The sequence below is a fragment of the Halomonas sp. QHL1 genome (assembly GCF_001882345.1).
Lineage (GTDB): Bacteria > Pseudomonadota > Gammaproteobacteria > Pseudomonadales > Halomonadaceae > Vreelandella.
In genome coordinates this window covers 602,409-625,443 of record NZ_MINL01000001.1, presented here as the reverse complement: position 1 = coordinate 625,443, position 23,035 = coordinate 602,409, and the positions used below count along the sequence as shown (strand labels likewise).

Here is a 23,035-nt window from a genome sequence, read left to right as displayed (position 1 = left end):
TAACGGTATCGGCGAAGCGTTTAGCGACTTCGCCGTCTTTTATGTTATCGCCTGATCGGCACCCTTATTCACTCGGAATTAACCTTCACCATGTCTACTACCGCCACGCGCAACATTTTGGTGACTAGCGCGCTCCCATACGCCAACGGAGCCATTCACCTCGGTCACTTACTTGAGTACATCCAGACTGATATCTGGGTACGTTTCCAGAAAAGCCGTGGCCAACAGTGCTACTACGTGTGTGCCGATGACGCCCATGGCACCGCCATTATGCTGCGTGCGGAACAGGAAGGTATTACCTCTGAAGCGCTGATTGAACGGGTTTCCAACGATCACCAAACGGACTTTGCCCGTTTTGGTGTCGGGTTCGACAACTACCACTCGACCCACTCCGATGAAAACCGCCACTTCAGCGAAATGATTTACAAGCGCTTGCGGGATAAAGGCCATATTGCCACTCGCGATATTGAGCAGATGTTTGACCCCCAAAAAGGTCTGTTTCTAGCCGATCGCTTTATTAAAGGCACCTGCCCTAAATGTGGCGCTGATGACCAGTATGGCGATAACTGCGAAAAATGCGGCGCTACCTATACCCCCGCCGACTTAATTAATCCTGTTTCGGCTATTTCCGGTGCCACGCCAGAAGTCCGCACCTCGACTCACTACTTCTTTAAGCTGCCCGACTTTGCCGACTTTTTGCAGCGTTGGATTGACGACGGCCACGTTCAGCCGCAAATCCGCAATAAGCTGATGGAGTGGTTTGAGTCCGGCTTTAACGAGTGGGACATTTCCCGCGACGCGCCCTACTTTGGCTTCGAAATCCCCGACGCTCCAGGCAAGTACTTCTATGTCTGGCTGGATGCGCCGATCGGCTATTTAGCCAGCTTTAAAAATCTCTGTGACCGCGAAGGTATCGACTTCGACAGCTACTGGAACAAGGATTCCGACGCCGAGGTATACCACTTTATCGGCAAAGACATCGTCTACTTCCACGCGCTGTTCTGGCCCGCCATGCTGCATGGCGCTGACCTGCGCACGCCCACGGCCGTCAACTGCCACGGCTTCCTGACGGTAGACGGCGCCAAGATGTCGAAATCCCGCGGTACCTTTATTAAAGCCGCTACCTACGCCGATCATCTGAATCCTGAATACTTGCGCTACTACTTCGCCGCGAAGCTTACATCCAAAGTTGATGATTTGGATTTAAACCTGGAAGACTTTGCCGCACGGGTAAATTCAGATTTAGTCGGCAAGGTGGTTAACATTGCCAGCCGCTGCGCCGGTTTTGTTAAAAAACTCGGCGGTGGAAGTCTCTCAAGCCACTGCGCTGAGCCACAGATGGTCGCCCGCTTTATTGCCGCCGGTGATGATATTGCCGAAGACTTTGAAGCCCGGGAATTTAGCCGGGCAATGCGCAAAATTATGGAACTGGCGGACGAGGCCAATACCTACATTGCTGATAAAGAGCCCTGGGCCCTGGCAAAACAGGATGGGCGCGATGGCGAAGTACTGGAAATATGCTCGGTAGGCATTAACCTGTTCCGCCAGTTGATGGTTTATTTGGCCCCTGTGGTACCCGCCATGGCTGAAGAGGCCCGTGCATTTCTTAACGTTGAGTCGTTGGACTGGCACACGCGTCAAAGCGTGCTCACCGATCACTCGATCAACAAGTTCAAACCGCTGATGACCCGCGTTGAACGCGATAAGATCGATGCCATGATTGAAGCGTCGAAGGAAGATCTCGTGGAAGAGCAAAAATTGAAAGAAGCCCCCAAAGGCCCGCTGTCGGAAGAGCCTATCGCCGAGGAAATCGACTTTGCTGCCTTTGCTAAAGTCGATCTACGCATTGCGCGCATTGCCAAAGCCGAATACGTCGAAGGCGCCGACAAGCTGCTGCAGTTGACCCTCGATCTAGGTGGCGAAACCCGCAACGTCTTCTCCGGCATTCGTTCCGCCTACGCTCCGGAAGCATTAGAAGGTCGCTTAACGGTTATGGTCGCCAACCTGGCACCGCGCAAAATGCGCTTTGGCGTATCGGAAGGCATGGTGTTGGCCTCTGCCAACGAAGATGGTATCTACCTGCTCTCCCCTGACACGGGGGCAGAACCTGGCCAGCGGGTTACTTAACCCACCGCGTAAGCGGTAAGCAAGTTAAAGGGCAGAGACTCAAAGCGCTCTGCCCTTTGCATTTTTATAAAAGCGGCTCTGTTATTCAAACTTCTCACTGCACAGGTGTTTCAAACATCAAACTCCCTTACCTCCCACTAGCCAGCGCCGCCTTTTCTTCGCAAAATATGCAGCCATGAGTGAGCTATTTATCATTTTGATCAGCACTGCTCTGGTCAACAACTTCGTACTGGTTCAGTTTCTGGGCCTGTGCCCATTTATGGGTGTCTCTAATAAACTGGAGTCGGCCATGGGCATGTCCCTGGCCACTACCTTTGTGCTGACCCTGGCGTCGGCCGCTAGTTTCGTGGTTTATCACGGTTTGCTTGTACCACTGGATGTCACGTATCTGCGCACCATCAGCTTTATCGTGGTGATCGCCGCCGTGGTGCAGTTTACCGAAATCATGGTGCGCCAGTTGAGTCCGCTGCTACATCAGGTGCTGGGTATTTTCCTGCCCCTTATCACCACTAACTGCGCAGTATTGGGGGTAGCGCTGCTGTCGTTAAACCGTGAGTTAAGCTTTTTTCACACCACCCTGTATGGATTGGGCGCAGCGCTAGGCTTCTCGCTTATTTTGGTGCTGTTTGCCGCCATACGTGAACGTTTAGCGGGGGCGGATATTCCCAAACCCTTCCAAGGTGCCGCGATTGCTATGGTTACCGCCAGCCTTATGTCGTTAGCATTTTTAGGGTTTTCAGGGTTGGTGCAGGGATGAAGGCAGCGCGCGATGAATAGCCCCAGTGATGTCATAGGAATCCTTAGCGCTATCGCGGTATTAACCGGCTTGGGTATCGGTTTTGGTGCCCTGCTGGGCGTGGTTAGCGAGCGCTTTAAGCGCGAAGATAACCCCCTGGTTGAACAAATTGATGCGCTACTGCCGCAAACCCAGTGCGGCCAGTGCGGCTACCCAGGCTGCCGCCCTTACGCCGAAGCGATTAACCAGGGCGATGCGCTGAATAAATGCCCACCCGGTGGCGAAGCGACGATTCATGCCCTTGCCGATCTGCTTGGTCGCGAACCGGAGCCCCTGGATGGCGAAGCCCAGAGCGAAGCCAAGGTGGCGTTTATTCGCGAAGCAGAGTGCATTGGCTGCACCAAGTGCATCCAAGCCTGTCCGGTCGATGCGATTATCGGCGCGGCTAAGTTGATGCATACCGTGATTGAAGACGAGTGCACCGGCTGCGATCTGTGCTTAGACCCCTGCCCCGTGGACTGCATTGATATGCTGCCGCGTTCCACTCCGATCACCCAGTGGCAACCGGTAGTAGCGCACTCATCAAACGTGATTGCCAGCGACCGCCAACCCGCGTCAGGGGTGTCTTGATGTCGAGCGCCTTTGACTTCCCTGGTGGTATTTATCCCCCCGAGCGCAAACAGCGCTCCAACCAATCCGGGCTAATTGAAGCGCCGCTGCCCCGTAGGGTCACTCTCCCCCTGCAGCAGCACAGCGGCCAGGCCGCCACGCCCTGTGTAGCGCATGGAGATGCGGTGAAAGTGGGCAGCGTGGTTGCCAAACGCGAAGGCATGATCTCTAGCAACCTGCACGCCAGCATTAGCGGCACGGTGAGCGAGGTTAGCGCTACCCAAATCAGCATTGATGGAGATGGGCAAGATAACTGGGAGCGGCTGCCCAGTCTCGACTGGCAACGCGCTGAACCCAGTTCACTACTTGAGCGGTTAAACGAGAGCGGTATCGTCGGCTTAGGTGGCGCTGGGTTTCCCACCCATATTAAAGCGCGTGTGGTCGAACGGCATGCGATTAACACCCTGGTGATTAACGCCGCCGAGTGCGAGCCTTATATCACCGCCGATGACCTTACCCTGCGCAACCACGCTAACGAAGTGCTCGAAGGTGCGCAGATAGTCGCCAAGCTATGCGGCGCGCAGCATATCATTATTGGCATCGAGGATAACAAGCCCGATGCCATAAAAGCCCTGAAACACGCCCTTTCAAATTGCCAGCCGATCAACATTGAGCTGAAAGTAATCCCCACCCGCTACCCCAGCGGCGGCGAGCGCCAGCTAATTAAAAGGCTGCTAAACCTTGATGTACCCACCGGCGGGCTGCCCGCTGATGTGGGCGTGCTTTGCCATAACCCAGGCACCCTGCTGGCGATACTCAATGCAGTGCGCGATGGGCAGCCGCTGGTTTCCAGGGTCGTCACATTGACTGGAGAGGCGATTACCCAGCCCGGCAATCGCTGGGTGCGTCTAGGCACTTCTGTTAGAGAGCTGCTGGAGCAGGCAGGGCTGAATACCCCAGAGTTACACCAAGTGATTCAGGGTGGCCCCATGATGGGCACGCCACTGCTAACGCTCGATACGCCGGTCACAAAGCTTACCAACTGTTTAATCGCGGCCACGCTTGAAGAGTTGCCGCCGCCCCCAGCAGAATCGCCCTGCATTCGCTGCGGAGAGTGCGAAAGCGTTTGCCCGGTCGCGCTGCTGCCACAACAGCTGCACTGGTACGCCCGCGCTCAAGACGATACCAAGTTAGAGCGCTATCACCTGTTTGACTGCATTGAATGCGGCGCCTGCAGCTACGTATGCCCCAGCCATATTCCCCTCGTCGTGGATTACCGGGAAGCTAAAAGCCGGTTACGCCTGCAGCGGATTGAGGCAGTAAAAGCGGAGCACGCCAAGCACCGTTTTGAGTTCCGCCAAGCGCGGCTCGCTCGGGAAGAGGCTGAAAAACAGGCACGCAAGCAAGCCCGCCAAGCGCAACAACGTCGCCCTTCTAACACTCCCGCCGCCAGCAGCGAAAAGGTCGACTTACGCGGTCTGCGTATCGCCCATGCCGCCGCCAAAGCATCGGTCAAAAAGGCTGAAAAAAACCTGGCGCGCGTCGCTCAGGAAGACCCCAAACAATCCCTGGATGACTTAGAAATGCAGCTTGCCACCGCCCAGGAGAACTTAAAAGCAGCCGAGTTGCAGCTTGCCCAAGCGCGCGAACAGCCGTCTAGCGAGGAGTCGTCATGAGCATGATGCACGCTTCAGGGGTTAAAGATGCCAACACGGCAACGTCTGTGCCGCCAACGGCGAGCTTAATGCGCTGGGTCATTGCGGCAACCCTGCCAGGCATCGCCACCATGAGCTACTTCTTCGGCCTTGGGGTTATCAGCAATGTACTGCTAGCTGCCGCTTTTGGTATTGCACTTGAAGCCACCGTGCTTCGGCTACGCAAGCGCCCCATTCGTGTGGCGCTGAATGACTCAAGCGCTCTGCTTACCGGCGTTTTGCTGGGCGCATCACTGCCACCCGCTAGCCCTTGGTGGATTATCGGCGTGGGTATGATCGCGGCGATTGTGGTCGCCAAGCAGCTATACGGCGGCTTGGGGCATAACCCGTTTAACCCCGCCATGGTGGGCTATGCACTGCTATTGGTATCCTTCCCGACCTACATGACGCTATGGGCACCGCCCCAGGAACTGTTACCTACTGGTCTATGGGCGCAAATCTCCGGAACGTTGCCGACCGCCCAATTGGATAGTTTGAGCGGCGCAACGCCTCTTGATGCTTTTAAGCACAAAGGCGAAGCGTTTCTGGCCAGCGAGTTCTGGGCTGCCAATCCACTGCCGGATGGAACCCTAAGCGCCTGGCGATGGGTAGCGCTTGCATGGCTAGCGGGTGGTGTGGTGTTGTTAGCGAAGCGTATTATTAGCTGGCACATCCCGGTAGCGATGCTTGGCAGCCTATTACTACTGGCCACGCTGTTTTATCTCAGCGACCCCAGCCACTTCGCTTCACCGCTGTTTCACCTGCTCACCGGGGCAACGCTATTCGGGGCGTTCTTTATTGCTACCGACCCGGTCTCCGCTGCCACCAGCCAACGCGGCAAACTACTCTATGGCGCGGGGATTGGCGCGCTGATTATCATTATCCGCACTTTTGGCGGCTACCCGGATGCGGTGGCGTTTGCGGTATTGCTGATGAATCTATGTGTACCACTACTGGATCTTTATAGCGTGCCGCGGCCCACTGGCCAGCAAAAAGCCTCACCGGGTAAGCCAGGAGAACAGCCATGACGCTGTTCCAGGCCATGCAGCGCGGCGCGCTTGCCCTGGGCACTTTTGCCTTGGTAACGGCAGGCAGCGTCGCGCTTACCCGCGCGCTAACCGCCGAACGTATAGAGACGCATCAGCTGGCTTACCAACACCGTCAGCTTCAAGAGGTACTGCCCCAAGCGCTGGCGAATACGGCCGTCACCCAGGTGTTGGAGAGCACTTTTACCCTTCCCAATCCAGAAGCGCTGGGGCTTGCAAGCGATAGCCAAGGCTGGTGGGTAAACGCTCAAGGTAGCAGTGCGGTGATCTTACCGGTGGTGACCCGGCAGGGGTATAACGGCGAAATCCGTCTACTGATTGGCATTGACGAGCAGCAGCGCATCAGCGGCGTACGCGTTACCCAGCACCAGGAAACGCCTGGGCTAGGCGATGACATTGAGCGCAGCCGTAGCGACTGGATCACCGAGTTTAATGGTTTAAGGTTAGATAGCTTCCCGCCAGAAGGCTGGGCGGTGACCAAAGACGGTGGTCACTTTGATGCGTTTACCGGCGCGACGATTACGCCCAGGGCCGTGGTTAACGCTGTCCATAAAGCGCTTCAGTACGCCAACGATACACCGCTACCGATGTCATTTAAGGAGCCCACCCAATGAGCCAGTGGCGCGAACTCGCTCGAAGCGGTCTTTGGTCGAATAACCCCGCGCTGGTGCAGCTGCTGGGGCTCTGCCCGCTGCTCGCTGTAAGCGGTAGCGTGGTCAATGCGCTGGGGCTGGCGCTGGCCACGTTGCTGGTCATGGTCGGTGCCAGCACGGCGATTTCGCTGATTCGTCACCAGGTGCCCAGCGCAGTGCGTCTGCCCGCTTTCGTGATGGTGATTGCTGCTTTTGTTACCTGCGCTGAACTGCTGATGGCCGCCTACGCCTACCCGCTCTATCAGGTGCTGGGAATTTTTATTCCGCTGATCGTCACCAACTGCGCCATCCTGGGCCGGGCCGATGCCTTTGCCTCCCGCCAGCCAGTGCTTCCAGCGGCCATTGATGGCTTTATGATGGGGTTGGGGTTTGGCGCCGTACTGGTGTTGCTTGGCGCCTTACGTGAGCTACTGGGCCAAGGCACGCTATTCAGCGATATGGCGCTACTGTTTGGGCCGCAAGCAGCTAGTTGGAAGCTGACGTTTGCCGACGACTACCAGTTTCTGTTTTTCGTGCTGCCACCCGGCGCATTCTTAGTGGCGGGTCTGTTGATTGCGCTGAAAAACGCTATTGATCATCGCAATGCGGCCCGTGCCAAGCCAGTGGCGACAACACCTCGAACTGAGCGCCGCGTGCGGGTTACCGGCACGATTAAATAGCTTGCAATATTAACCCAGTGCACGTGTAAACAACTGCTCGTATTTATAACCCGTTATTAAGAGACCCGCCATGAATGCCCAAAAGCGTCATGAAATTTTTGCTCGCCTTCAGGCGGAGAACCCCCACCCGACTACCGAGCTTAATTGGAACACGCCGTTTGAGCTGCTGGCTGCCGTACTGCTTTCTGCCCAAGCCACCGATGTAGGGGTGAATAAAGCCACAGCGCGGCTCTACCCTGTCGCTAACACACCCCAAGCGATCATTGATTTAGGTATCGACGAGCTTAAAGCGCATATCAAAACCATTGGCTTATACAACACCAAAGCCGAAAACCTGATGAAAACCTGCCACATGCTCGTTAATCTGCACGGCGGTGAAGTGCCCAATACCCGCCAAGCGCTGGAGGCCTTGCCCGGCGTAGGCCGTAAAACGGCCAATGTAATACTCAACACGGCATTTGGTCAGCCCACCATGGCGGTGGATACGCATATTTTCAGGGTATCCAATCGCACCGGCATAGCTAAAGGCAAAGATGTCGTTGAGGTGGAGCAGAAACTACTACGCCATGTGCCAAAAGGGTTTCTTCACGATGCTCACCACTGGCTGATTCTGCACGGCCGCTACACCTGTATTGCGCGCAAACCCCGCTGTGGTAGCTGCATTATCGAGGATCTGTGCGACTATAAAGACAAAACCGAGCTCGCATAGTCGAAAAAAACTTAGCTGATGGAATTCGCCATGCCTACCCCTGCCACGCTACTCCACGATCAGCCCATTGCACGGCGTATTGATGCGCTGCTGGATTTGTCACGGCAACACGCCGAGCACTTCTGTAGCCCAGGGGCATGGTTGGCGCGGCAACGTTATACGGCCGTGCACCCAACCTCCATCGTGGTAATGAAGTGCATGGATGGGCGGATTCATATTCCCCACGCCACGCGCACGCCGTTAGGGATTATTACCCCTTTTCGTAATCTCGGCGGCATTTTCGATCTAGGTTGGCCTTACTTGGGTGAGCTACTGACCGATACAGTAGTCGATGCAGCTCAGGCCGGGCGCGCTACCCTGATGCTGATCACCTACCACTTTTCCCGTGGCAACCAGGGCCGCGGCTGCGCCGGTTTCAACTGTGACACCCAAGCGGCGAAAGCCCACGCCTATGCCATTGCCGAACAGGCGGGCAAGCTATTCGGTCACGATCATCAGCAGGTTTATCCGCTGGTATGTGGCTTTGAAACCGACAGCGATGCGCTAATTATTCACGGCAAAGAGGGTGCGACCCTGGATGTAAGCGACTGGGTGGGGCGTGCTCCCGAGGGGCTGAGCAGTCAACTGAACGCTATTTGCCCGGATATGCCTCATGACATGCAACGAGATTTGCTACCCCTGCTGGAAGGCAATCTTGCCCACGTTAGTGAACTGCAAGGTATTGAGCGAGAGCTGGATATTGAGCATCGGGAGTGGGTAATCTGCATTGGCCGGGGGTTTGATTTTCTGCACCTCCCCAATACCGCCTTGATCATAGGCCCCTACGGGCCTGATTTAGCGGTACCCATTGGCACCGCGGCCACTATCATTGATGCCAATATGCGCGCCGGGCGCATTCCAGACGATGGCTTTATGCTGCTAGCTTCGACACCCTATCAACATAGCGGGGTAGACCGCGCCCGCGCTGAGCTAAAATCACACTTTCTATCCGAGTTTGCCGAGCAGGTGATTCGCCGGGAACACCCAGCACTTGCGCAAAAGATGCGTCGTCACACCGCCGTGGTTCACTGGCCGACGCGGCGCTTAGACCGGCTCGACTGATAAAAGCTGCCGATAAGCCTCACGCCAAGCGGGCCACTCCCAAACGGTGGTATCAAGGCATTCAGGTCGAGCCGCCGGATCAGTGAGCCAAGTACTAAGCCGGTCGTAAAGCCCTTCCCGAGAGCCGTCATAGCGATAGGCTGCAGGGTAAAGCGCAGGGAAGCAGAGCCGATCAGGCACTAGTGGCAGCGCCCCGCGCTGGGCCGCTTCCATAATCGCCAAGCCCTGAAACTCATGCCAAGTGGTCGAGACCACAATGCCCGCGCTATCCAACAGTTCACGGTACGCCTCCTCCGGCTGCGGCCCCCAAGCCACAATATGCCTGGCTAAGCTCTGCTCGGCCTCGGCAAAAATAGCCGGGACTTGGCGGAAACGCTGACCAAGCACCGCCAGCTCAAACGCTACCCCCGCATCGCTTAACGCAAACAGCACGGCAAAGAAGTCGTCGGGATTTTTGTCATACTCCCAGCGATGATTCCAAACAATGCGGTGCGGAACCTTTTGGTGGTCGCACTTACTGCGGATAGATATTGGCACGGGTAATACCCTGGCCCGCTCGCGTAGCGATTCCAGTGGCTTAGCTGCGGGGAGGTTTTCGGGCATTTTTTTCAGAAAGGCCCGCGCACCATCAATAAAAGAGTCGCGGTTGTAGGCGCTGTTAAACACTACGTCATCCGCCGCCAGCGCCGTATAGAGATTGACCATTTTGGCCTCTACTTGTGGCATCTGATCGCTCGACTCTGGATAGGCGAACTGGTTTTCATGAAAGTAGACGATCTTTTTTGCTCGGCCCAGATGTGGGAACAGCCCCACCAGGGTCGCCAGATCAACCATCGAAGTGGCGAGCACCACATCAAACGTTTGGCTAAGGATGTCATGCTCTTTCAGCATCCAACTCAGCGGGTTGCCGCGAATACGCCAGGCGAAATGGCGTGGCGGCAGGCTCAACAGCGTCCACGACACCTCATCAAGCTGCGCCATTAAACTTTGTGCCCAGTAGCGATGACTCACCGCTTCATAGGCAGATAACAGGAGTACGCGCATTTACAGCCCTAACAACCAGATCAGTGGAACGCCATAACATGTAAAGCCATGGCAAATAGGCAAGCAGTGTAACAAAACGCGCTTGCTGGCTTCTTTGTGATCGCTCCTTTGTCTTGCATGCATTCGGCCAAGGTCGTCTTGGCTGGCTGTCTCGATCTATCTAGACTGCAAGCATGCACCGTCAAAATAAATAAAAGCAGGAGAACACCATGGCCAAAGTGCTCGTCGTCGATGACGAACCCAACATTGTTTTATCGCTAGAATTCTTGATGGAGCAAGCAGGGTTTGAGGTTGTCACTGCCGAAGATGGTGAACAGGCCCTGGCAAGAGTGAATGATAGCCAGCCCGATCTACTGCTCCTCGATATTAGCCTGCCGGGGATTAGCGGCTTTGACGTTTTAGAGCGGCTTCGTAGCGAAGCGGCTACCGCCCAGCTTCCCATTATTATGCTGACCGCCCACGGACGTGACGTGGAGCGGGAAAAAGGCATGGCGCTGGGCGCCGATGACTACATCACCAAACCGTTCTCTACCCAATCACTGGTCGAAAAAGTCAAAGCGCTACTAATTGAGGAGCAACCATGACCCGAGGCGGGCTCCCCAAACGTCAGCGCCTGATGGGCCTCTGGCTACTTCTTAGCGGCATCAGCCTGCTGGGTGGGGCTATTTTTGCCGCCTGGCTGGATGCGAAGCTTGCTCCCACTGGCGTAACGCGTACCGCCCTCTGGCTTGGTAGCTTCTCCGGTGGCGCGACGATTTTTTTAGTCGGTTTGCTGCTTGAGCGCATGCTGTTTACCCCGCTGCGCCATTTACAGGTGCAGCTGGCGCGCCTGGTCGCCAACCCGGACGCCCGGGACGAGCACCCACCCGAAGGTTGGCTAAAAGGATTGGGCCCCGACCTACGACGAGTACGCGAAAGCTGGCGATCAGACCGCAGCCGCCTCGCCACCGCTCACGCTGACGGCGCCCGCAGCGCTGCACGCATTCGCCAGGAGCTGGAAACGCTGCTGCAAGTACTCGAAACGCCGCTGCTACTGTGTGATCACCACCGCCGCCTCATGCTGTTCAACCAGGCAGCTGAGGACTTTTTTGAGGGTAATACCGGATTAGGGCTGGGCAAACGCCTGGAGGCGCTGCTACCGGTAGCCAGCTTACAGCAAGTGCTCGGCCAACTGCCTAATGACGGCTCCCCGCGCGAGTTACTCGCTCCTTGTGACGATCGCTGGCTCAAAGTGATTTTACGCCGCGTGCCGGGTAGCGATGGCGAAACGTTGCTGACCTTTAGTGATGCCACCGCCTCCTGGTCGAGTGAAATGGGCGTTAGAGCTGAACTGGCGGCGATGCTGACACCGCTTCGTCAGCATACCGCCAGTCTGACCAGCGCCGCCGATGCGCTGATACAGCTGCGCGATCAAAATGATGCCAGCACGTCGTCTTTACGCCAGCGTTTTGAGCGGGTGATCCACGAGGAAGGCGTTACGCTCGGCGACAACGTGGCTAAAATCGGCCAGCTACTCGACGACATGCAGCACCAGGGCGAGCGCTTAACCCCCATGTGGTCAAACGATTTCTGGCAAGCATTGGATGAGCGTCTTGACCCGGAGCACCGCTTAATCACCCCGGTGGGCATGCCAGCTTGGTTTAAAGGCGACGCCCCGGCGCTGATTGCGCTGTTCGACTCTTTGGTGAAGCACCTCAACACCCATCTTCCTGACAGTGGCTTTGAGGGTGAGATATGCCTGGGCAATAAACGCGTCTATCTCGACCTTATTTGGCGCGGCAATGCGATCCCCGAGCATGAGCTGGCAGAGTGGCGACAGCAGCCGCTAAACTCACTGCCGTTGACACCAAGCGTTGCGGATGTAATGCGTCAACACGCCAGCGACATCTGGAGCCTTGCCGACGATGATGGCGTTCATTCACGCCTGCGACTTCCCCTGCCCGCCATGGAGCGTGTCGGCGCCCCACGAGAAACCGCCCCGCCGCGTCCTGAATTCCATGACTTTGGCATTGCCGACCTCCCGCCGCCGGATGAAGCGCTTGCTAGTCGCTCCTTGCGTAGCTTGGAGGTCGTGGCGTTTGATACCGAAACCACCGGGCTTGAGCTGCGCCGAGGCGACACCGTCATCAGCCTTGGTGCCTGCCGTGTGGTCAACGCCCGCTTATTGGCAAGCGAGGTCTTCGATCAAAAAGTTGATCCGCAGCGGCCGATCCCACCGGCTAGCACCGCGATACACGGCCTTACCGATGCCGATGTGATCGGTGCGCCGCCGCTGGATATTGTGCTTACGCGCTTTCGTGATTATGTCGGCGAAGCCGTCTTGCTCGCCCATAACGCCGCCTTTGACCTGCTCGCCATCAGCCATAAAGGGGTCGCGTTTGATATCCCTGTGATCGACACCCTGCTGATTTCACGGGCACTTGACGAAGCACTCGACGGGCATGATCTGGATAGCCTTGCCCAGCGCTACGATCTGGCTTTTCCACCAGGGACACGCCACACTGCATTAGGCGATGCCCGCGTCACCGCCGAGCTATGGCTAGCCCTACTGCCACGCTTAGAAGCCCGCGGCGTCGATACGCTTGAGCAGTTGTTAGCGCTGCAAGCCAACGCCTTCGACCGACAGGATGCCAGCGCCTGATGAAACCTTTCGGTGTGAAATCACGCCAAACAGAGCGCCTAATGGCTCTGGTGGCGATTGCCCTACTACTGTTCTGCCCGCCGCTGATTATCGTGGTGGATCGCCTCCCCGCTTTTAGCGTGGGCTGGCTACCGCTCTATCTATTTATCGTCTGGGCAGTGGTGATCGGCTTAACTGCTTGGCTAATGGAACAGCGTGCGGGCCGCTAACCATGCGTAGTGAGGCGATTATCCTCGGCACCGCCTTTGGCTACTTGGCGCTGCTGTTTGTGGTCGCCGCCTGGGGCGACCGACGGGCGGAGCAGGGTCGCTCCATCATTGGCTCGCCTACGGTATATGCCCTCTCCATCGCTGTTTACTGCACGGCCTGGACGTTCTACGGCAGCGTAGGGCGCGCCGCTGAGTATGGCCCCAGCTTTTTGCTCATCTACCTGGGCCCCACTCTGGCGATGCTATTGGCCCCTTCGGTCATCCGCAAGATGGTGCGCATCGCCGCACGACAGCGGATCACCTCAATCGCCGACTTTATCAGCGCCCGCTACGGCAAAAGCACAAGCCTAGGGGCGCTGGTCGCCTTGATGGCGCTGATTAGCATCACCCCCTACATAGCCCTGCAGTTAAAAGCCATTACCGTGAGTCATGCGGTGCTGATCAATTACCCCCGGGCGGCCGACACCACCTTGGTGGATGAACACTTCTGGATGGATAAGTCCCTCTGGGTCGCCCTGGTATTGGCGGTATTTATTATTCTGTTTGGCACGCGCCACCTGGATGCCAGCGAACGTCATGAAGGCATGGTGGCGGCGATTGCGGTGGAATCCATCGTTAAGCTGGTCGCCTTTATGGCCGTTGGCGTGTTCGTGGTGTTTGTGATGTTTGAAGGCCCCGCCGCGCTGTTTGCCCAGGTAGTGGCCACGCCCGCCCTTGTCGATAGCATGCGGTTGGATAGCGTTCCGGGTGGGGTCACCGGCTGGGTGGGCATGCTGATACTGGCCTTTTTGGCCTTCTTAACCCTACCTCGCCAATTCCAGGTATTGGTGGTGGAGAATGTCGACGAGCAGCACTTAGCCAGAGCAAGCTGGCTATTCCCCCTCTACATGCTGCTGATTAACCTGTTTGTTATTCCCATTGCGCTGGCTGGCCTGCTGCTTGGCGTAAGCGCAGGTGATCCGGACAGCTTTGTGCTCACGCTGCCGCTGTCAGCTGGTTTAGAAGGGCTGCCGCTACTGGTCTTTATTGGTGGCCTTTCTGCGGCGACAGGCATGGTGATAGTCGAGACAATCGCGCTTTCAACTATGGTCAGCAACCAACTGGTGATGCCCCTTCTGCTGCGCTCACGGCGGCTGCACTTAAGTACCAAAGGGGAGCTCGCCGGTTGGCTGTTGGGTATTCGGCGCATTGCTATCGTGCTTATTCTGCTACTCGGCTATCTCTACCATGCGTTGATTGGTGACTCCTATAGCCTTGTCACTATTGGGCTGGTCTCCTTCGCCGGGGCAGCCCAGTTCGCCCCAGCGCTCTTGATTGGCCTGTATTGGCGCGGCGCTACCCGCCAAGGTGCCACGGCTGGCCTAATCGCCGGGTTCTTGCTCTGGTGCTATACGCTGCTGCTGCCAGGGTTTGCCCAATCCGGTTGGTTGGATGCAGCACTGCTCACCGAGGGCCCATGGGGTATCGGCTGGCTAATGCCCTACGGCTTATTCGGGCTCGAAAATTGGGATATTTATACCCATTCGCTGCTCTGGAGCATGATGGCCAACGTGGGGCTATTGGTGGGGGTATCGCTGTTTACCCGCCCTACGCCACTTGAGCAAACCCAGGCAGCGCTATTCACCGAAGCGATGCACCCTAATCTGCAAGCCAGCTCGCTATCTACGTCGCTATGGCGTGGACAAACTACCCAGGGGGCACTCAAAGAGCTCCTTGTTCGCTATCTGGGCGCCCAGACCACCCGCCGCGTATTTAGCCATAGCGGAACCAAAAGCGCTTATGCGGCGGATGAGCCCGCCACTGCCGAGCTGATTACCCGTGCCGAACAGGCACTGGCAGGGGCGCTGGGCAGTTCCTCAGCGCGAGTACTGATCAATTCGGTGGTACGCGGGGAAGCGCTGGATATTGAGTCGATTCTGAGCATTTTAGATACGACCTCACAAACCCTGGAGTACAACCGCCGTTTGGAGCAGAAGTCTCAAGAGTTGGCAAAAATCGGCGAAGAGTTGCGCAGCGCCAATGAGCGTCTGCGCGAGCTGGATCGCTTGAAAGATGAGTTTGTCGCCATGGTCAGTCACGAGCTACGCACGCCGCTCACTTCCATTCGCGCCTTTGCCGAAATTTTACGCGATAGCAGTCAGCTCCCCGACGAGAAGCGCCAGCATTTTCTTGGCGTGATCGTCCACGAGAGCCAGCGACTGTCACGTTTAATTGAGGAGATTCTGGATCTTGCCCGTTTGGAAAGTGGTCGTTTAACGCTAAATCCCGTGCCACTCGACCTTGCCGACCTTACTCGGCATAGCATTGATGCTATTGCGCATCTGCATGAAGAGCGCGGCATTGCGCTAGAGGTTAGCCTAGAAGCTGACCCTGCAATGGTAGTTGGCGACCATGACCGCTTAGAGCAGGTGATTATTAATCTGCTTGATAACGCGGGTAAATTTGCTGACCGTGATCAGCCCAAAGTGTATCTCTCACTTTATCGCCATCGTCGGCATTTCCGTCTTAGCGTGGAGGATAACGGTGCGGGTATTAGCGAAGACGAGCGTGAGCGGGTGTTTGAGAAATTCCATCAAATTCAGCAGGACGACGATATTCCGCGAGGTCGGCCAAGAGGCAGCGGCTTAGGGCTGCCGATTAGTCGGGGCATTATTGCCCACCTGGGGGGGCGGCTCTGGGTAGAGGATGCCAAAACCTTAGGCGGCGCTTGCCTAACACTGGAGCTACCCGCAGCGCCGGATGACACTTCTCTTTCCACCGCGGACTAGGCGTTTTTCGCTCCCTGAACAAAGGCTCTGATCTGCTGCAGATCAAACTTCAGCAGCAGGCGCTCATCTTCGCGCAGGCGCCGCATATCAATCCAGCCGTCAGCGGCTTGACCACGGGCTTTGTTATACCGCTGCTGATCCAATAGGCGCTGCTGTAGACGCTCAAAAGCAGCTATAAGTAACTCCGATTCAGCCAGCGTTAGCGCAGCCGTTGCATGACTTAGCGCGATCAATCGCTGGTGTGTGGCTATTTCGCGCAGCCCTTGACGCAGGCAGAGTAAGCGTGCGGCGCTAATTAAGGGCAACAAACCTTGATGCTTAAGATTAAGGGCTTGGTCGTGGGGGGCATCCAGGCCCGGGCTGGAAGCTAGCCGCCCCAGACGATCCAGCGCCACCGGCAGCTCATCAAGTAGCGCCGCCATTTCATCCATAAACAGTGACGCTTTGGGAAGTGTTGAAGCGATACTTTCCTCAAGTCGCTTAGCAAGCGCTGGATTACCGGCAACCGGGAGAAAATCGAGCAGGATATTGGTCTGCTGTACGCGTTTTACCTGCCGGTCAGCGCTCCATATATCTAGCTGCGCGTGCCACTCGCTCAGCCGTTTGCGCCACATCGGCCAGCGCGCCATGACATGGCCACGGCAGAGCGGGATACCGGCCTTATCCAAACGCTGGGTAAACCGCTCGCCCAGCGCTTGAAAGTAGCCATCAATCTCTACATGGCGGTGGTCAGGGTAGTCGTCGATGATCAACGCATTATCTTGGTCGGGGCCTAGCAGGCTTTCGAAGCGCGCCGCGGAGCCTAGCATCAGAACACAGTAGTCGACAGGCGGAGCGCCCCAGCCCTGTGCCTGCATTTCGTCAAGGGATTGCGCTATCGCCTGACGATACAGTGAAGCATTGTGGTCACTGATAATTTGGCTAATACGCCAGGCGGGCAGATCGTAATGCACCAATGTTTCCACCAGCGGCAGCTGCCACGCATAGGCGTCAGTTAGTGAGGTATCCGGTGAGGGGAAGTTCGAGGGGAAGTTTGAAGATAGTTTCGAGAAGAGATGGTGCAACGGCGCATTGAGCGCCGAGGTATTGAGCGTTCCATTCTCATGGAATAGAGAGCGCCAGGGTGAAGCTTGGTGTACTAAACGCATACGCCTATCCTTCACTAAACGTTATGTCGACGGCGCTCTACTCGTTCTGCTCGCTTTCGCCTGCACGGCGCGGATCTGGCGCGAACATCGCCTCACCCACTTCATCGATATAGCGCTGCGCTTTGGTGACCATCATGGCATCACAGGCCTCTCGCCCTGGGAGCATATCGGAGCGCTCAAAGCGGTGTTCAAGCGTTTCACCACTTGCGTCAGCCTTGCTAATCCAACCGCTGACGCGGTACTGACCGCTTTGATTATCGGGCTGAGAGACAATCTCATAGCCTCTATATTCCACCGGCTCAGCGGCTTTGCTGGTGGCGCCTGGCTCAGCCTGACGATCACTACCAAAGAGGCCGGAAAGTATTTTTTTTAGCATGATGGCTCCTTTTTAAAAACCATGCTTAAAAACCATGGCTCCTTTGCTTGTAGGGCGGCAATACGAAGGCCGCCCTACAAGGGATAAGCTGCTTTTATAAACGCTTGATTAGCTTTGCTTGCGTCCCTTACCTGCGGCAATGCGCAAACGCAGCGCGTTTAGCTTAATAAAGCCTTCGGCATCTTTTTGGTTGTAAGCGCCAGCGTCATCTTCAAAAGTAGCGATCGACTCATCAAACAGCGACTCATCGGACTTGCGACCCACTACGGTAGCGTTGCCTTTGTAGAGCTTCATACGCACGACACCCGCTACATTCTTCTGGGTCTCGTCAATGGCCGCCTGCAGCATGCGACGCTCGGGGCTCCACCAGTAACCGTTGTAAATCACTTCCGCGTACTTCGGCATCAGCTGATCTTTCAGGTGGGCTTCTTCGCGGTCTAGCGTCAGTGATTCAATGGCACGGTGGGCACGCAACATAATAGTGCCCCCTGGCGTTTCATAGCAGCCACGAGATTTCATGCCCACGTAGCGGTTTTCAACAATATCCAAACGGCCGATGCCGTTGTCGCCACCCAGTTTGTTGAGCTTTTCGAGCACTTCATGGGCTTTCAAAGGCTCGCCGTCGATGGCCACGATATCGCCCTTTTCAAACGTCAGCTCAACGTAGGTGGGCTGGTCGGGCGCAGCTTCGGGAGAGACACTCCAGCGCCACATATCATCTTCGGCTTCGGCCCATGGATCTTCCAAAATGCCGCCCTCGTAGGAGATGTGCAGCAGATTGGCATCCATCGAGTAGGGCGATTTTTTCTTTTTATTAGAGAAATCAACCGGAATTTTATGCTCTTCGCAATACGCCATTAGCTTTTCGCGAGAGGTTAAATCCCACTCGCGCCAAGGGGCGATCACTTTTACGCCGGGCTTTAGGGCATAGCCGCCAAGCTCAAAGCGCACCTGGTCGTTGCCTTTACCCGTCGCACCATGGGAAATAGCATCGGCACCCGTTTCATTGGCAATTTCGATCAATCGCTTGGCAATCAGCGGGCGAGCGATAGAGGTGCCCAGCAGGTACTCACCTTCATAAATAGTGTTGGCGCGGAACATTGGGTAGACGTAGTCACGCACGAACTCTTCGCGCAGGTCTTCGATGTAAATCTCTTTTACGCCAAGCGCTTGCGCTTTAGTTCGCGCCGGTTCGACTTCTTCGCCCTGACCGATGTCGGCAGTAAAAGTCACTACCTCGCAGTTGTAGGTTTCTTGCAACCACTTAACGATAACGGATGTGTCCAGGCCGCCTGAATATGCCAGCACAACCTTTTTGACATCGGACATTCTTTGCTCCTTTAAAAAGTTAAACCTTTGCGATTGGTTTTTAGACAGACACTGAGTATAGCGTTCTCAATGCCCAGCGAATACCGTCAACGACGCCTGGGGGCTAAAGCTGCTAGAATCACCCCATTCAAAGCGGTGGTTTGCCGCTGATGTTAATGATGACTCGCTTCAACTATTACTCGCTTGAAGATAAGGAGAGCTGCATGAGCGAGGCAATTGCCCGCGAATTAATGGCCCAACGTTTTCGCAGTTACCTGCCCGTGGTCGTTGATTTAGAAACCGGGGGATTTAATGCCCAAGGCGACGCTGTACTTGAGATAGCCGCCGTCACGCTGACCATGGATCCGGAGGGCAACCTGCTTCCTGATGCCACCTATGCCTACCACATTCAGCCCTTTGAGGGCGCGAATGTAGAGCAGTCCGCGCTCGATTTCACTGGAATCAATCTGGACGACCCTCTGCGTCGCCAGGTAGCGCTGAGCGAGTCTGAAGCGCTGGGAGAAATTTTCCGCCCGATTCGCAAATCGATTAAAGCCCATGACTGCACGCGCGCTATTTTAGTCGGCCATAATGCGGCGTTCGATCAGGGCTTCTTGAACGCGGCGGTCAATCGCTGCGGCATTAAGCGCAACCCTTTTCACCCGTTCTCAAGCTTTGATACCGCCACGCTTGCAGGCCTGATTTATGGCCAAACGGTACTTGCCCGTGCCTGTCGCGCCGCTGGCATTGAGTTTGATAACAAGGCCGCCCACTCCGCTCGCTATGATACTGAGCGCACCGCCGAGCTGTTTTGCTCGATGGTTAATCGCTATAAAGACCTGGGTGGCTGGCAACTTGCCCAGCGCGAACAAGAGATGGACGGTACGGATTAACACTTCGCAGCCAACAGCGTAGCCGCTGATGCAGTAGACAAGGCTTTACGCTAAACTTTGCCACACAGCAGTAGCGTTTTTTGCACTGCCACTGCCAAGTAGTACTGAGTGATTGGTAATAAGTGAGTAGCACTCAGCATGTATTTGGTGGTGGAACCAAAACCGATTCACCCTACCCGTTTTCAGGAGATGAGACGTTTCCATGGCCCAGCATAATGCCTTTTACGCCCAATCCGGTGGCGTCACCGCCGTGATCAACGCCAGCGCCTGCGGCGTTATCGAAGCCTGCCGTCAAGCACCCGATCAAATTGGCAAGGTTTACGCCGGTCATAACGGCATTATCGGTGCCTTAACGGAAGACCTTATCGACGTTACCCAAGAGAGCGATGAATCGATTGCTGCCCTGCGTCATACACCGGGCGGCGCTTTTGGCTCCTGCCGCTATAAGCTAAAAGACATTGACACCCACCGCGCCCAGTACGAGCGGTTGATCGAAGTGTTTAAAGCCCATGACATTCGCTACTTTTTCTATAACGGTGGCGGCGACAGCGCTGATACGTGCTTAAAAGTCTCTCAGCTTTCTGAAAAGCTGGGCTATCCGCTTACCGCTATCCATGTGCCTAAAACTGTCGATAACGACCTACCTATTACCGACAATAGCCCGGGCTTTGGCAGCGTAGCCAAGTATATTGCCACCTCAACGCTGGAAGCTTCGCTGGATATCGCCTCCATGTGCGCTACCTCTACCAAGGTATTTGTGCTTGAGGTAATGGGCCGCCACGCAGGCTGGATTGCCGCTGCCGGTGGTTTAGCAGGCGAAGCCGAAGGCGAGCCGCCGCATATGATTATCTTCCCGGAAATCCCATTTAACCGTAAAGCGGCGATGGCGCGGGTTGAAGAGAGCGTTAAACAGTATGGCTACTGCGTTATTGTGGTTTCTGAAGGCGCTCGTTACGAAGATGGCACCTTCCTGGCCGATGCGGGTAACACCGATGCGTTCGGCCACCGCCAGCTTGGCGGCGTAGCACCGACACTGGCCGGCATGATCAAGCAGGATTTGGGCTATAAGTATCACTGGGCAGTGGCCGACTATCTGCAGCGCGCGGCCCGTCACCTGGCGTCTAAAACTGACGTTGAACAAGCCTATGCGGTGGGTCGCGAAGCGGTAACCTTGGCACTGGCGGGTAAAAACGCCATGATGCCCGCCATTCGCCGTATCTCTCAGGTGCCCTACCAGTGGGATGTGATCTCTGCCCCGCTCTCCCAGGTAGCCAACCAAGAGAAGTTTATGCCCCGGGACTTTATCAGCGAAAACGGCTTTGCCATTACCCAGACGTGCCGGGACTATCTTTCACCGCTGATTCAGGGTGAGGACTTCCCGCCGTTCGAGAACGGCCTACCTAAAGTGGCTAAGCTGAAACTGGCCAAAGCAGAGCGCAAGTTACCCATTTTTACGCTGTAAACAGCTAACGCAGTAAAGCTTAAAATAGCGGCACTAAAAAACGGGGCGATGAAGTGATTCATCGCCCCGTTTTATGCGTACTTCCCCGCCTGGGTTAGCGCAACAACCAGGAAAGTACTAGCAGCAACAGCAGAATTCCCGCCACTCCCTGCCAGAAACGCCGCGGCTCCTGACGGCTCTCTTCGCGATTGGGTAGCCGCCCAAGCGGCACCCTCAGCGCATGCAAAAACTCGGACATACGCCTAAACCGCAACGCTCTTTGTGGATCCAAGGCGCGGCGTAGCGCGTCGTCTAATTCCTGGGTGATCTCAGGATTGGTGGTGCGCGCGCTGCGATAGGTCAACTCTTCAAGGTCGGTGTGACTGCGCAGCCTGTTGGGCGTCAGCGTATAAGGTAAAGCGCCGGTTAAAAGCCAATAAGTAGTGGACGCTAGCGAGTACTGATCACTACGCCGACCGATACTGTCGCCCAGTGCATACTCAGGCGCGGTGTGTTCGTTAAAGCCGATCTGTCGTAACAGCTCTCCCGAGTGACGGTGCCCTTCACCGTCGCGCATATGACAGGCACTAAAATCGGTGAGCACGAGCTTGCCGTGTGGGTCGATCAAAATATTATCGGGGTTGATCTGCTGATGAATAATTTCCCGATGATGCAACGCTTGCACCGCTTTACCCAACTGGTTGGCAATATCCAGGCGCTGGGTCAAGCTAGCTTGAGGGTGGCGCTCTCCCCACTCGCGTAGCGTTTCGCCTTCAATATGCTGCATTAGATAATACAGGTAGCGTCGCGGTCGAGATGGCTCCATTACCTTAACTACAAAAGGCGAGTTAACGCGCTCCACCACCCACTGCTGGAGCAGAAAGTGCTCAAGATAGGCATTGCGCAACGAGAGTTCTGGGCTGGGCGCTTTCAGGACCATTTCCCGCTCGCTATGCACATCGCGGACGCGATACACCCGCGACTGCGCCGTTCGCGATAGCACCGCGAGAACTTCCAAGCCGTCTAGACGCTCACCCACAGACAATTCAGGGGGAATCGGAAGGTCGCCGTATAGCTGCCCCGGGTGTTCAGTTACCTCTTCAGGTAATTCATCGATACGTATCAACTGGAAGCAGAACTGATCACCGCCATAGCCACGTTCCTGGGCGCGCTGCTTCGCTTCATCGGCTAGCCGCTCGCAGGCGGCATCTAGATCACTGGCATCCTGGCGAATCAAGCGCACATAGTCTGAAGGCAGCAGCGTGCCGCGCACACCCTGGGTAGTGAACAGGAACAGATCGCCCTGCTTGAGGGCAATGTGGGTGTAATCGATATCGACACTGCCGTCCATACCCAGCGCCCGTGAAGGGTAGCGATAGCCGCCTAAATCGGTCACGTGATCACGGCTTAGCTGCTCAAACTCGGCCCCCCGTAAACGAAAGACTAGCGTATCGCCCATATGGAACAGATGGGCTTCACGGCCGCGAAACACCATCGCCGACATGGATGAAACAAAACTGCCCTCCTTAACATGCTGGCTTTGGCTATAGCACCAACTGTTGAGCGCGCGTAGTACGCGGGTGGCAGAGGTTTTGACATCCCAGTGGTCGGGGGTCGAAAAGTAGTCGGCCAGGAAGCCGCGTACGCTTATATCACCGGCCTGCTTGGCCATGGTATTGCGCGAAATGGAGTCGCTGATCACCGCACAACCGCCTTTGGCGCGAAGCAGCGGCGCTTCAGGAAAGCGAACCGACATTGAACTGCGGTGCAGGCGCCGATCGGGCGCGACAAACGCTTGACCATAACTAATGAGCAATTGGGCGTGCGACAAGTCATCCTCCTAGGCTGCCGACTCGATCGAGGGACATCACTG

20 protein-coding genes are annotated in these 23,035 nt (G+C 56.1%); 15 read left to right on the top strand and 5 right to left on the bottom strand.

Annotated features, from left to right (window positions below; genetic code table 11):
• The first annotated feature begins 90 nt into the window (after positions 1 to 90).
• The 9 genes from metG (at position 91) to QHL1GM_RS02770 (ending at position 9,334) form a co-directional block, all read left to right on the top strand.
• Positions 91 to 2,127 carry a methionine--tRNA ligase gene (gene metG / locus QHL1GM_RS02810; protein ID WP_071693122.1) on the top strand — a complete coding sequence of 679 codons (2,037 nt, stop codon included), beginning with the start codon at positions 91 to 93 and terminating at the stop codon, positions 2,125 to 2,127.
• A 175-nt stretch (positions 2,128 to 2,302) separates the two neighbouring features.
• A complete protein-coding gene (gene rsxA, locus QHL1GM_RS02805; RefSeq protein WP_071693121.1) occupies positions 2,303 to 2,884 on the top strand; it encodes an electron transport complex subunit RsxA in 582 nt (193 codons plus the stop codon).
• Positions 2,885 to 2,896: 12 nt separating this feature from the next.
• Positions 2,897 to 3,493 (top strand): electron transport complex subunit RsxB, encoded by a 597-nt coding sequence (gene rsxB / locus QHL1GM_RS02800; protein WP_071693120.1) that lies wholly within the window; start codon positions 2,897 to 2,899, stop codon positions 3,491 to 3,493.
• Entirely contained in the window at positions 3,493 to 5,148 is a 1,656-nt protein-coding gene (gene rsxC, locus QHL1GM_RS02795) for an electron transport complex subunit RsxC (protein ID WP_071693119.1), read from the top strand. Before rsxB ends, rsxC begins: the two co-directional genes overlap by 1 nt.
• A complete protein-coding gene (locus QHL1GM_RS02790; protein WP_071693118.1) occupies positions 5,145 to 6,194 on the top strand; it encodes an RnfABCDGE type electron transport complex subunit D in 1,050 nt (349 codons plus the stop codon). The genes rsxC and QHL1GM_RS02790 overlap by 4 nt, the downstream gene beginning before the upstream one ends.
• Positions 6,191 to 6,826, top strand: a complete 636-nt coding sequence (rsxG, locus tag QHL1GM_RS02785; protein ID WP_071693117.1) for an electron transport complex subunit RsxG — start codon at positions 6,191 to 6,193, stop codon at positions 6,824 to 6,826. Before QHL1GM_RS02790 ends, rsxG begins: the two co-directional genes overlap by 4 nt.
• Positions 6,823 to 7,524, top strand: coding sequence for an electron transport complex subunit E (locus tag QHL1GM_RS02780; RefSeq protein ID WP_071693116.1), 702 nt, complete (start codon positions 6,823 to 6,825; stop codon positions 7,522 to 7,524). The genes rsxG and QHL1GM_RS02780 overlap by 4 nt, the downstream gene beginning before the upstream one ends.
• A gap of 70 nt (positions 7,525 to 7,594) precedes the next feature.
• The gene (nth, locus tag QHL1GM_RS02775; RefSeq protein WP_071693115.1) at positions 7,595 to 8,233 is read left to right on the top strand and encodes an endonuclease III; all 639 of its coding nucleotides are present in this window, start codon (positions 7,595 to 7,597) and stop codon (positions 8,231 to 8,233) included.
• Positions 8,234 to 8,263: 30 nt separating this feature from the next.
• Positions 8,264 to 9,334 (top strand): carboxysome shell carbonic anhydrase domain-containg protein, encoded by a 1,071-nt coding sequence (locus tag QHL1GM_RS02770; protein ID WP_071693114.1) that lies wholly within the window; start codon positions 8,264 to 8,266, stop codon positions 9,332 to 9,334.
• Here QHL1GM_RS02770 and QHL1GM_RS02765 read toward each other — a convergent pair.
• On the bottom strand, positions 9,317 to 10,378 hold the full coding sequence (locus QHL1GM_RS02765) for a DUF3524 domain-containing protein (RefSeq protein WP_071693113.1): 1,062 nt from the start codon (positions 10,376 to 10,378) through the stop codon (positions 9,317 to 9,319). The genes QHL1GM_RS02770 and QHL1GM_RS02765 overlap by 18 nt on opposite strands.
• 209 nt (positions 10,379 to 10,587) lie before the next feature.
• Between QHL1GM_RS02765 and QHL1GM_RS02760 the strand changes: the two genes are divergently transcribed.
• From QHL1GM_RS02760 to QHL1GM_RS02745, 4 genes are read left to right on the top strand one after another with little or no spacing between them, the layout of a single operon-like run.
• The gene (locus QHL1GM_RS02760) at positions 10,588 to 10,962 is read left to right on the top strand and encodes a response regulator transcription factor (protein ID WP_022523646.1); all 375 of its coding nucleotides are present in this window, start codon (positions 10,588 to 10,590) and stop codon (positions 10,960 to 10,962) included.
• Positions 10,959 to 13,019, top strand: coding sequence for a 3'-5' exonuclease (locus QHL1GM_RS02755; protein WP_071693112.1), 2,061 nt, complete (start codon positions 10,959 to 10,961; stop codon positions 13,017 to 13,019). The genes QHL1GM_RS02760 and QHL1GM_RS02755 overlap by 4 nt, the downstream gene beginning before the upstream one ends.
• A complete protein-coding gene (locus tag QHL1GM_RS02750) occupies positions 13,019 to 13,228 on the top strand; it encodes a hypothetical protein (RefSeq protein ID WP_071693111.1) in 210 nt (69 codons plus the stop codon). Before QHL1GM_RS02755 ends, QHL1GM_RS02750 begins: the two co-directional genes overlap by 1 nt.
• Before the next feature lie 2 nt (positions 13,229 to 13,230).
• Entirely contained in the window at positions 13,231 to 15,996 is a 2,766-nt protein-coding gene (locus QHL1GM_RS02745) for a sensor histidine kinase (RefSeq protein WP_071693110.1), read from the top strand.
• Here QHL1GM_RS02745 and QHL1GM_RS02740 read toward each other — a convergent pair.
• The 3 genes from QHL1GM_RS02740 to QHL1GM_RS02730 form a co-directional block, all read right to left on the bottom strand.
• Positions 15,993 to 17,144 (bottom strand): DUF294 nucleotidyltransferase-like domain-containing protein, encoded by a 1,152-nt coding sequence (locus tag QHL1GM_RS02740; RefSeq protein ID WP_071693109.1) that lies wholly within the window; start codon positions 17,142 to 17,144, stop codon positions 15,993 to 15,995. The genes QHL1GM_RS02745 and QHL1GM_RS02740 overlap by 4 nt on opposite strands.
• A 37-nt stretch (positions 17,145 to 17,181) precedes the next feature.
• A complete protein-coding gene (locus QHL1GM_RS02735) occupies positions 17,182 to 17,520 on the bottom strand; it encodes an HlyU family transcriptional regulator (protein WP_071693108.1) in 339 nt (112 codons plus the stop codon).
• A gap of 108 nt (positions 17,521 to 17,628) precedes the next feature.
• Complete coding sequence (locus QHL1GM_RS02730; RefSeq protein ID WP_071693107.1) at positions 17,629 to 18,849, bottom strand: argininosuccinate synthase; 1,221 nt, start codon at positions 18,847 to 18,849, stop codon at positions 17,629 to 17,631.
• A gap of 203 nt (positions 18,850 to 19,052) precedes the next feature.
• Here QHL1GM_RS02730 and rnt point away from each other — a divergent pair, with 203 nt between their 5' ends.
• Complete coding sequence (rnt, locus tag QHL1GM_RS02725) at positions 19,053 to 19,721, top strand: ribonuclease T (protein WP_071693106.1); 669 nt, start codon at positions 19,053 to 19,055, stop codon at positions 19,719 to 19,721.
• Between the two features lie 202 nt (positions 19,722 to 19,923).
• A complete protein-coding gene (locus QHL1GM_RS02720) occupies positions 19,924 to 21,183 on the top strand; it encodes a 6-phosphofructokinase (RefSeq protein ID WP_007114095.1) in 1,260 nt (419 codons plus the stop codon).
• Between the two features lie 94 nt (positions 21,184 to 21,277).
• Here the strand turns inward: QHL1GM_RS02720 and QHL1GM_RS02715 are convergent, their stop codons facing one another.
• Positions 21,278 to 22,993 (bottom strand): bifunctional protein-serine/threonine kinase/phosphatase, encoded by a 1,716-nt coding sequence (locus tag QHL1GM_RS02715; protein WP_071693105.1) that lies wholly within the window; start codon positions 22,991 to 22,993, stop codon positions 21,278 to 21,280.
• Positions 22,994 to 23,035 lie beyond the last annotated feature (42 nt).

Bases quoted from the DNA above. Each gene is read 5' to 3' on its own strand.
- metG (WP_071693122.1), top strand. From the start codon at position 91: ATGTCTACTACCGCCACGCGCAACATTTTGGTGACTAGCGCGCTCCCA.
- rsxA (WP_071693121.1), top strand. From the start codon at position 2,303: ATGAGTGAGCTATTTATCATTTTGATCAGCACTGCTCTGGTCAACAAC.
- rsxB (WP_071693120.1), top strand. From the start codon at position 2,897: ATGAATAGCCCCAGTGATGTCATAGGAATCCTTAGCGCTATCGCGGTA.
- rsxC (WP_071693119.1), top strand. From the start codon at position 3,493: ATGTCGAGCGCCTTTGACTTCCCTGGTGGTATTTATCCCCCCGAGCGC.
- QHL1GM_RS02790 (WP_071693118.1), top strand. From the start codon at position 5,145: ATGAGCATGATGCACGCTTCAGGGGTTAAAGATGCCAACACGGCAACG.
- rsxG (WP_071693117.1), top strand. From the start codon at position 6,191: ATGACGCTGTTCCAGGCCATGCAGCGCGGCGCGCTTGCCCTGGGCACT.
- QHL1GM_RS02780 (WP_071693116.1), top strand. From the start codon at position 6,823: ATGAGCCAGTGGCGCGAACTCGCTCGAAGCGGTCTTTGGTCGAATAAC.
- nth (WP_071693115.1), top strand. From the start codon at position 7,595: ATGAATGCCCAAAAGCGTCATGAAATTTTTGCTCGCCTTCAGGCGGAG.
- QHL1GM_RS02770 (WP_071693114.1), top strand. From the start codon at position 8,264: ATGCCTACCCCTGCCACGCTACTCCACGATCAGCCCATTGCACGGCGT.
- QHL1GM_RS02765 (WP_071693113.1), bottom strand. From the start codon at position 10,378: ATGCGCGTACTCCTGTTATCTGCCTATGAAGCGGTGAGTCATCGCTAC.
- QHL1GM_RS02760 (WP_022523646.1), top strand. From the start codon at position 10,588: ATGGCCAAAGTGCTCGTCGTCGATGACGAACCCAACATTGTTTTATCG.
- QHL1GM_RS02755 (WP_071693112.1), top strand. From the start codon at position 10,959: ATGACCCGAGGCGGGCTCCCCAAACGTCAGCGCCTGATGGGCCTCTGG.
- QHL1GM_RS02750 (WP_071693111.1), top strand. From the start codon at position 13,019: ATGAAACCTTTCGGTGTGAAATCACGCCAAACAGAGCGCCTAATGGCT.
- QHL1GM_RS02745 (WP_071693110.1), top strand. From the start codon at position 13,231: ATGCGTAGTGAGGCGATTATCCTCGGCACCGCCTTTGGCTACTTGGCG.
- QHL1GM_RS02740 (WP_071693109.1), bottom strand. From the start codon at position 17,144: ATGCGTTTAGTACACCAAGCTTCACCCTGGCGCTCTCTATTCCATGAG.
- QHL1GM_RS02735 (WP_071693108.1), bottom strand. From the start codon at position 17,520: ATGCTAAAAAAAATACTTTCCGGCCTCTTTGGTAGTGATCGTCAGGCT.
- QHL1GM_RS02730 (WP_071693107.1), bottom strand. From the start codon at position 18,849: ATGTCCGATGTCAAAAAGGTTGTGCTGGCATATTCAGGCGGCCTGGAC.
- rnt (WP_071693106.1), top strand. From the start codon at position 19,053: ATGAGCGAGGCAATTGCCCGCGAATTAATGGCCCAACGTTTTCGCAGT.
- QHL1GM_RS02720 (WP_007114095.1), top strand. From the start codon at position 19,924: ATGGCCCAGCATAATGCCTTTTACGCCCAATCCGGTGGCGTCACCGCC.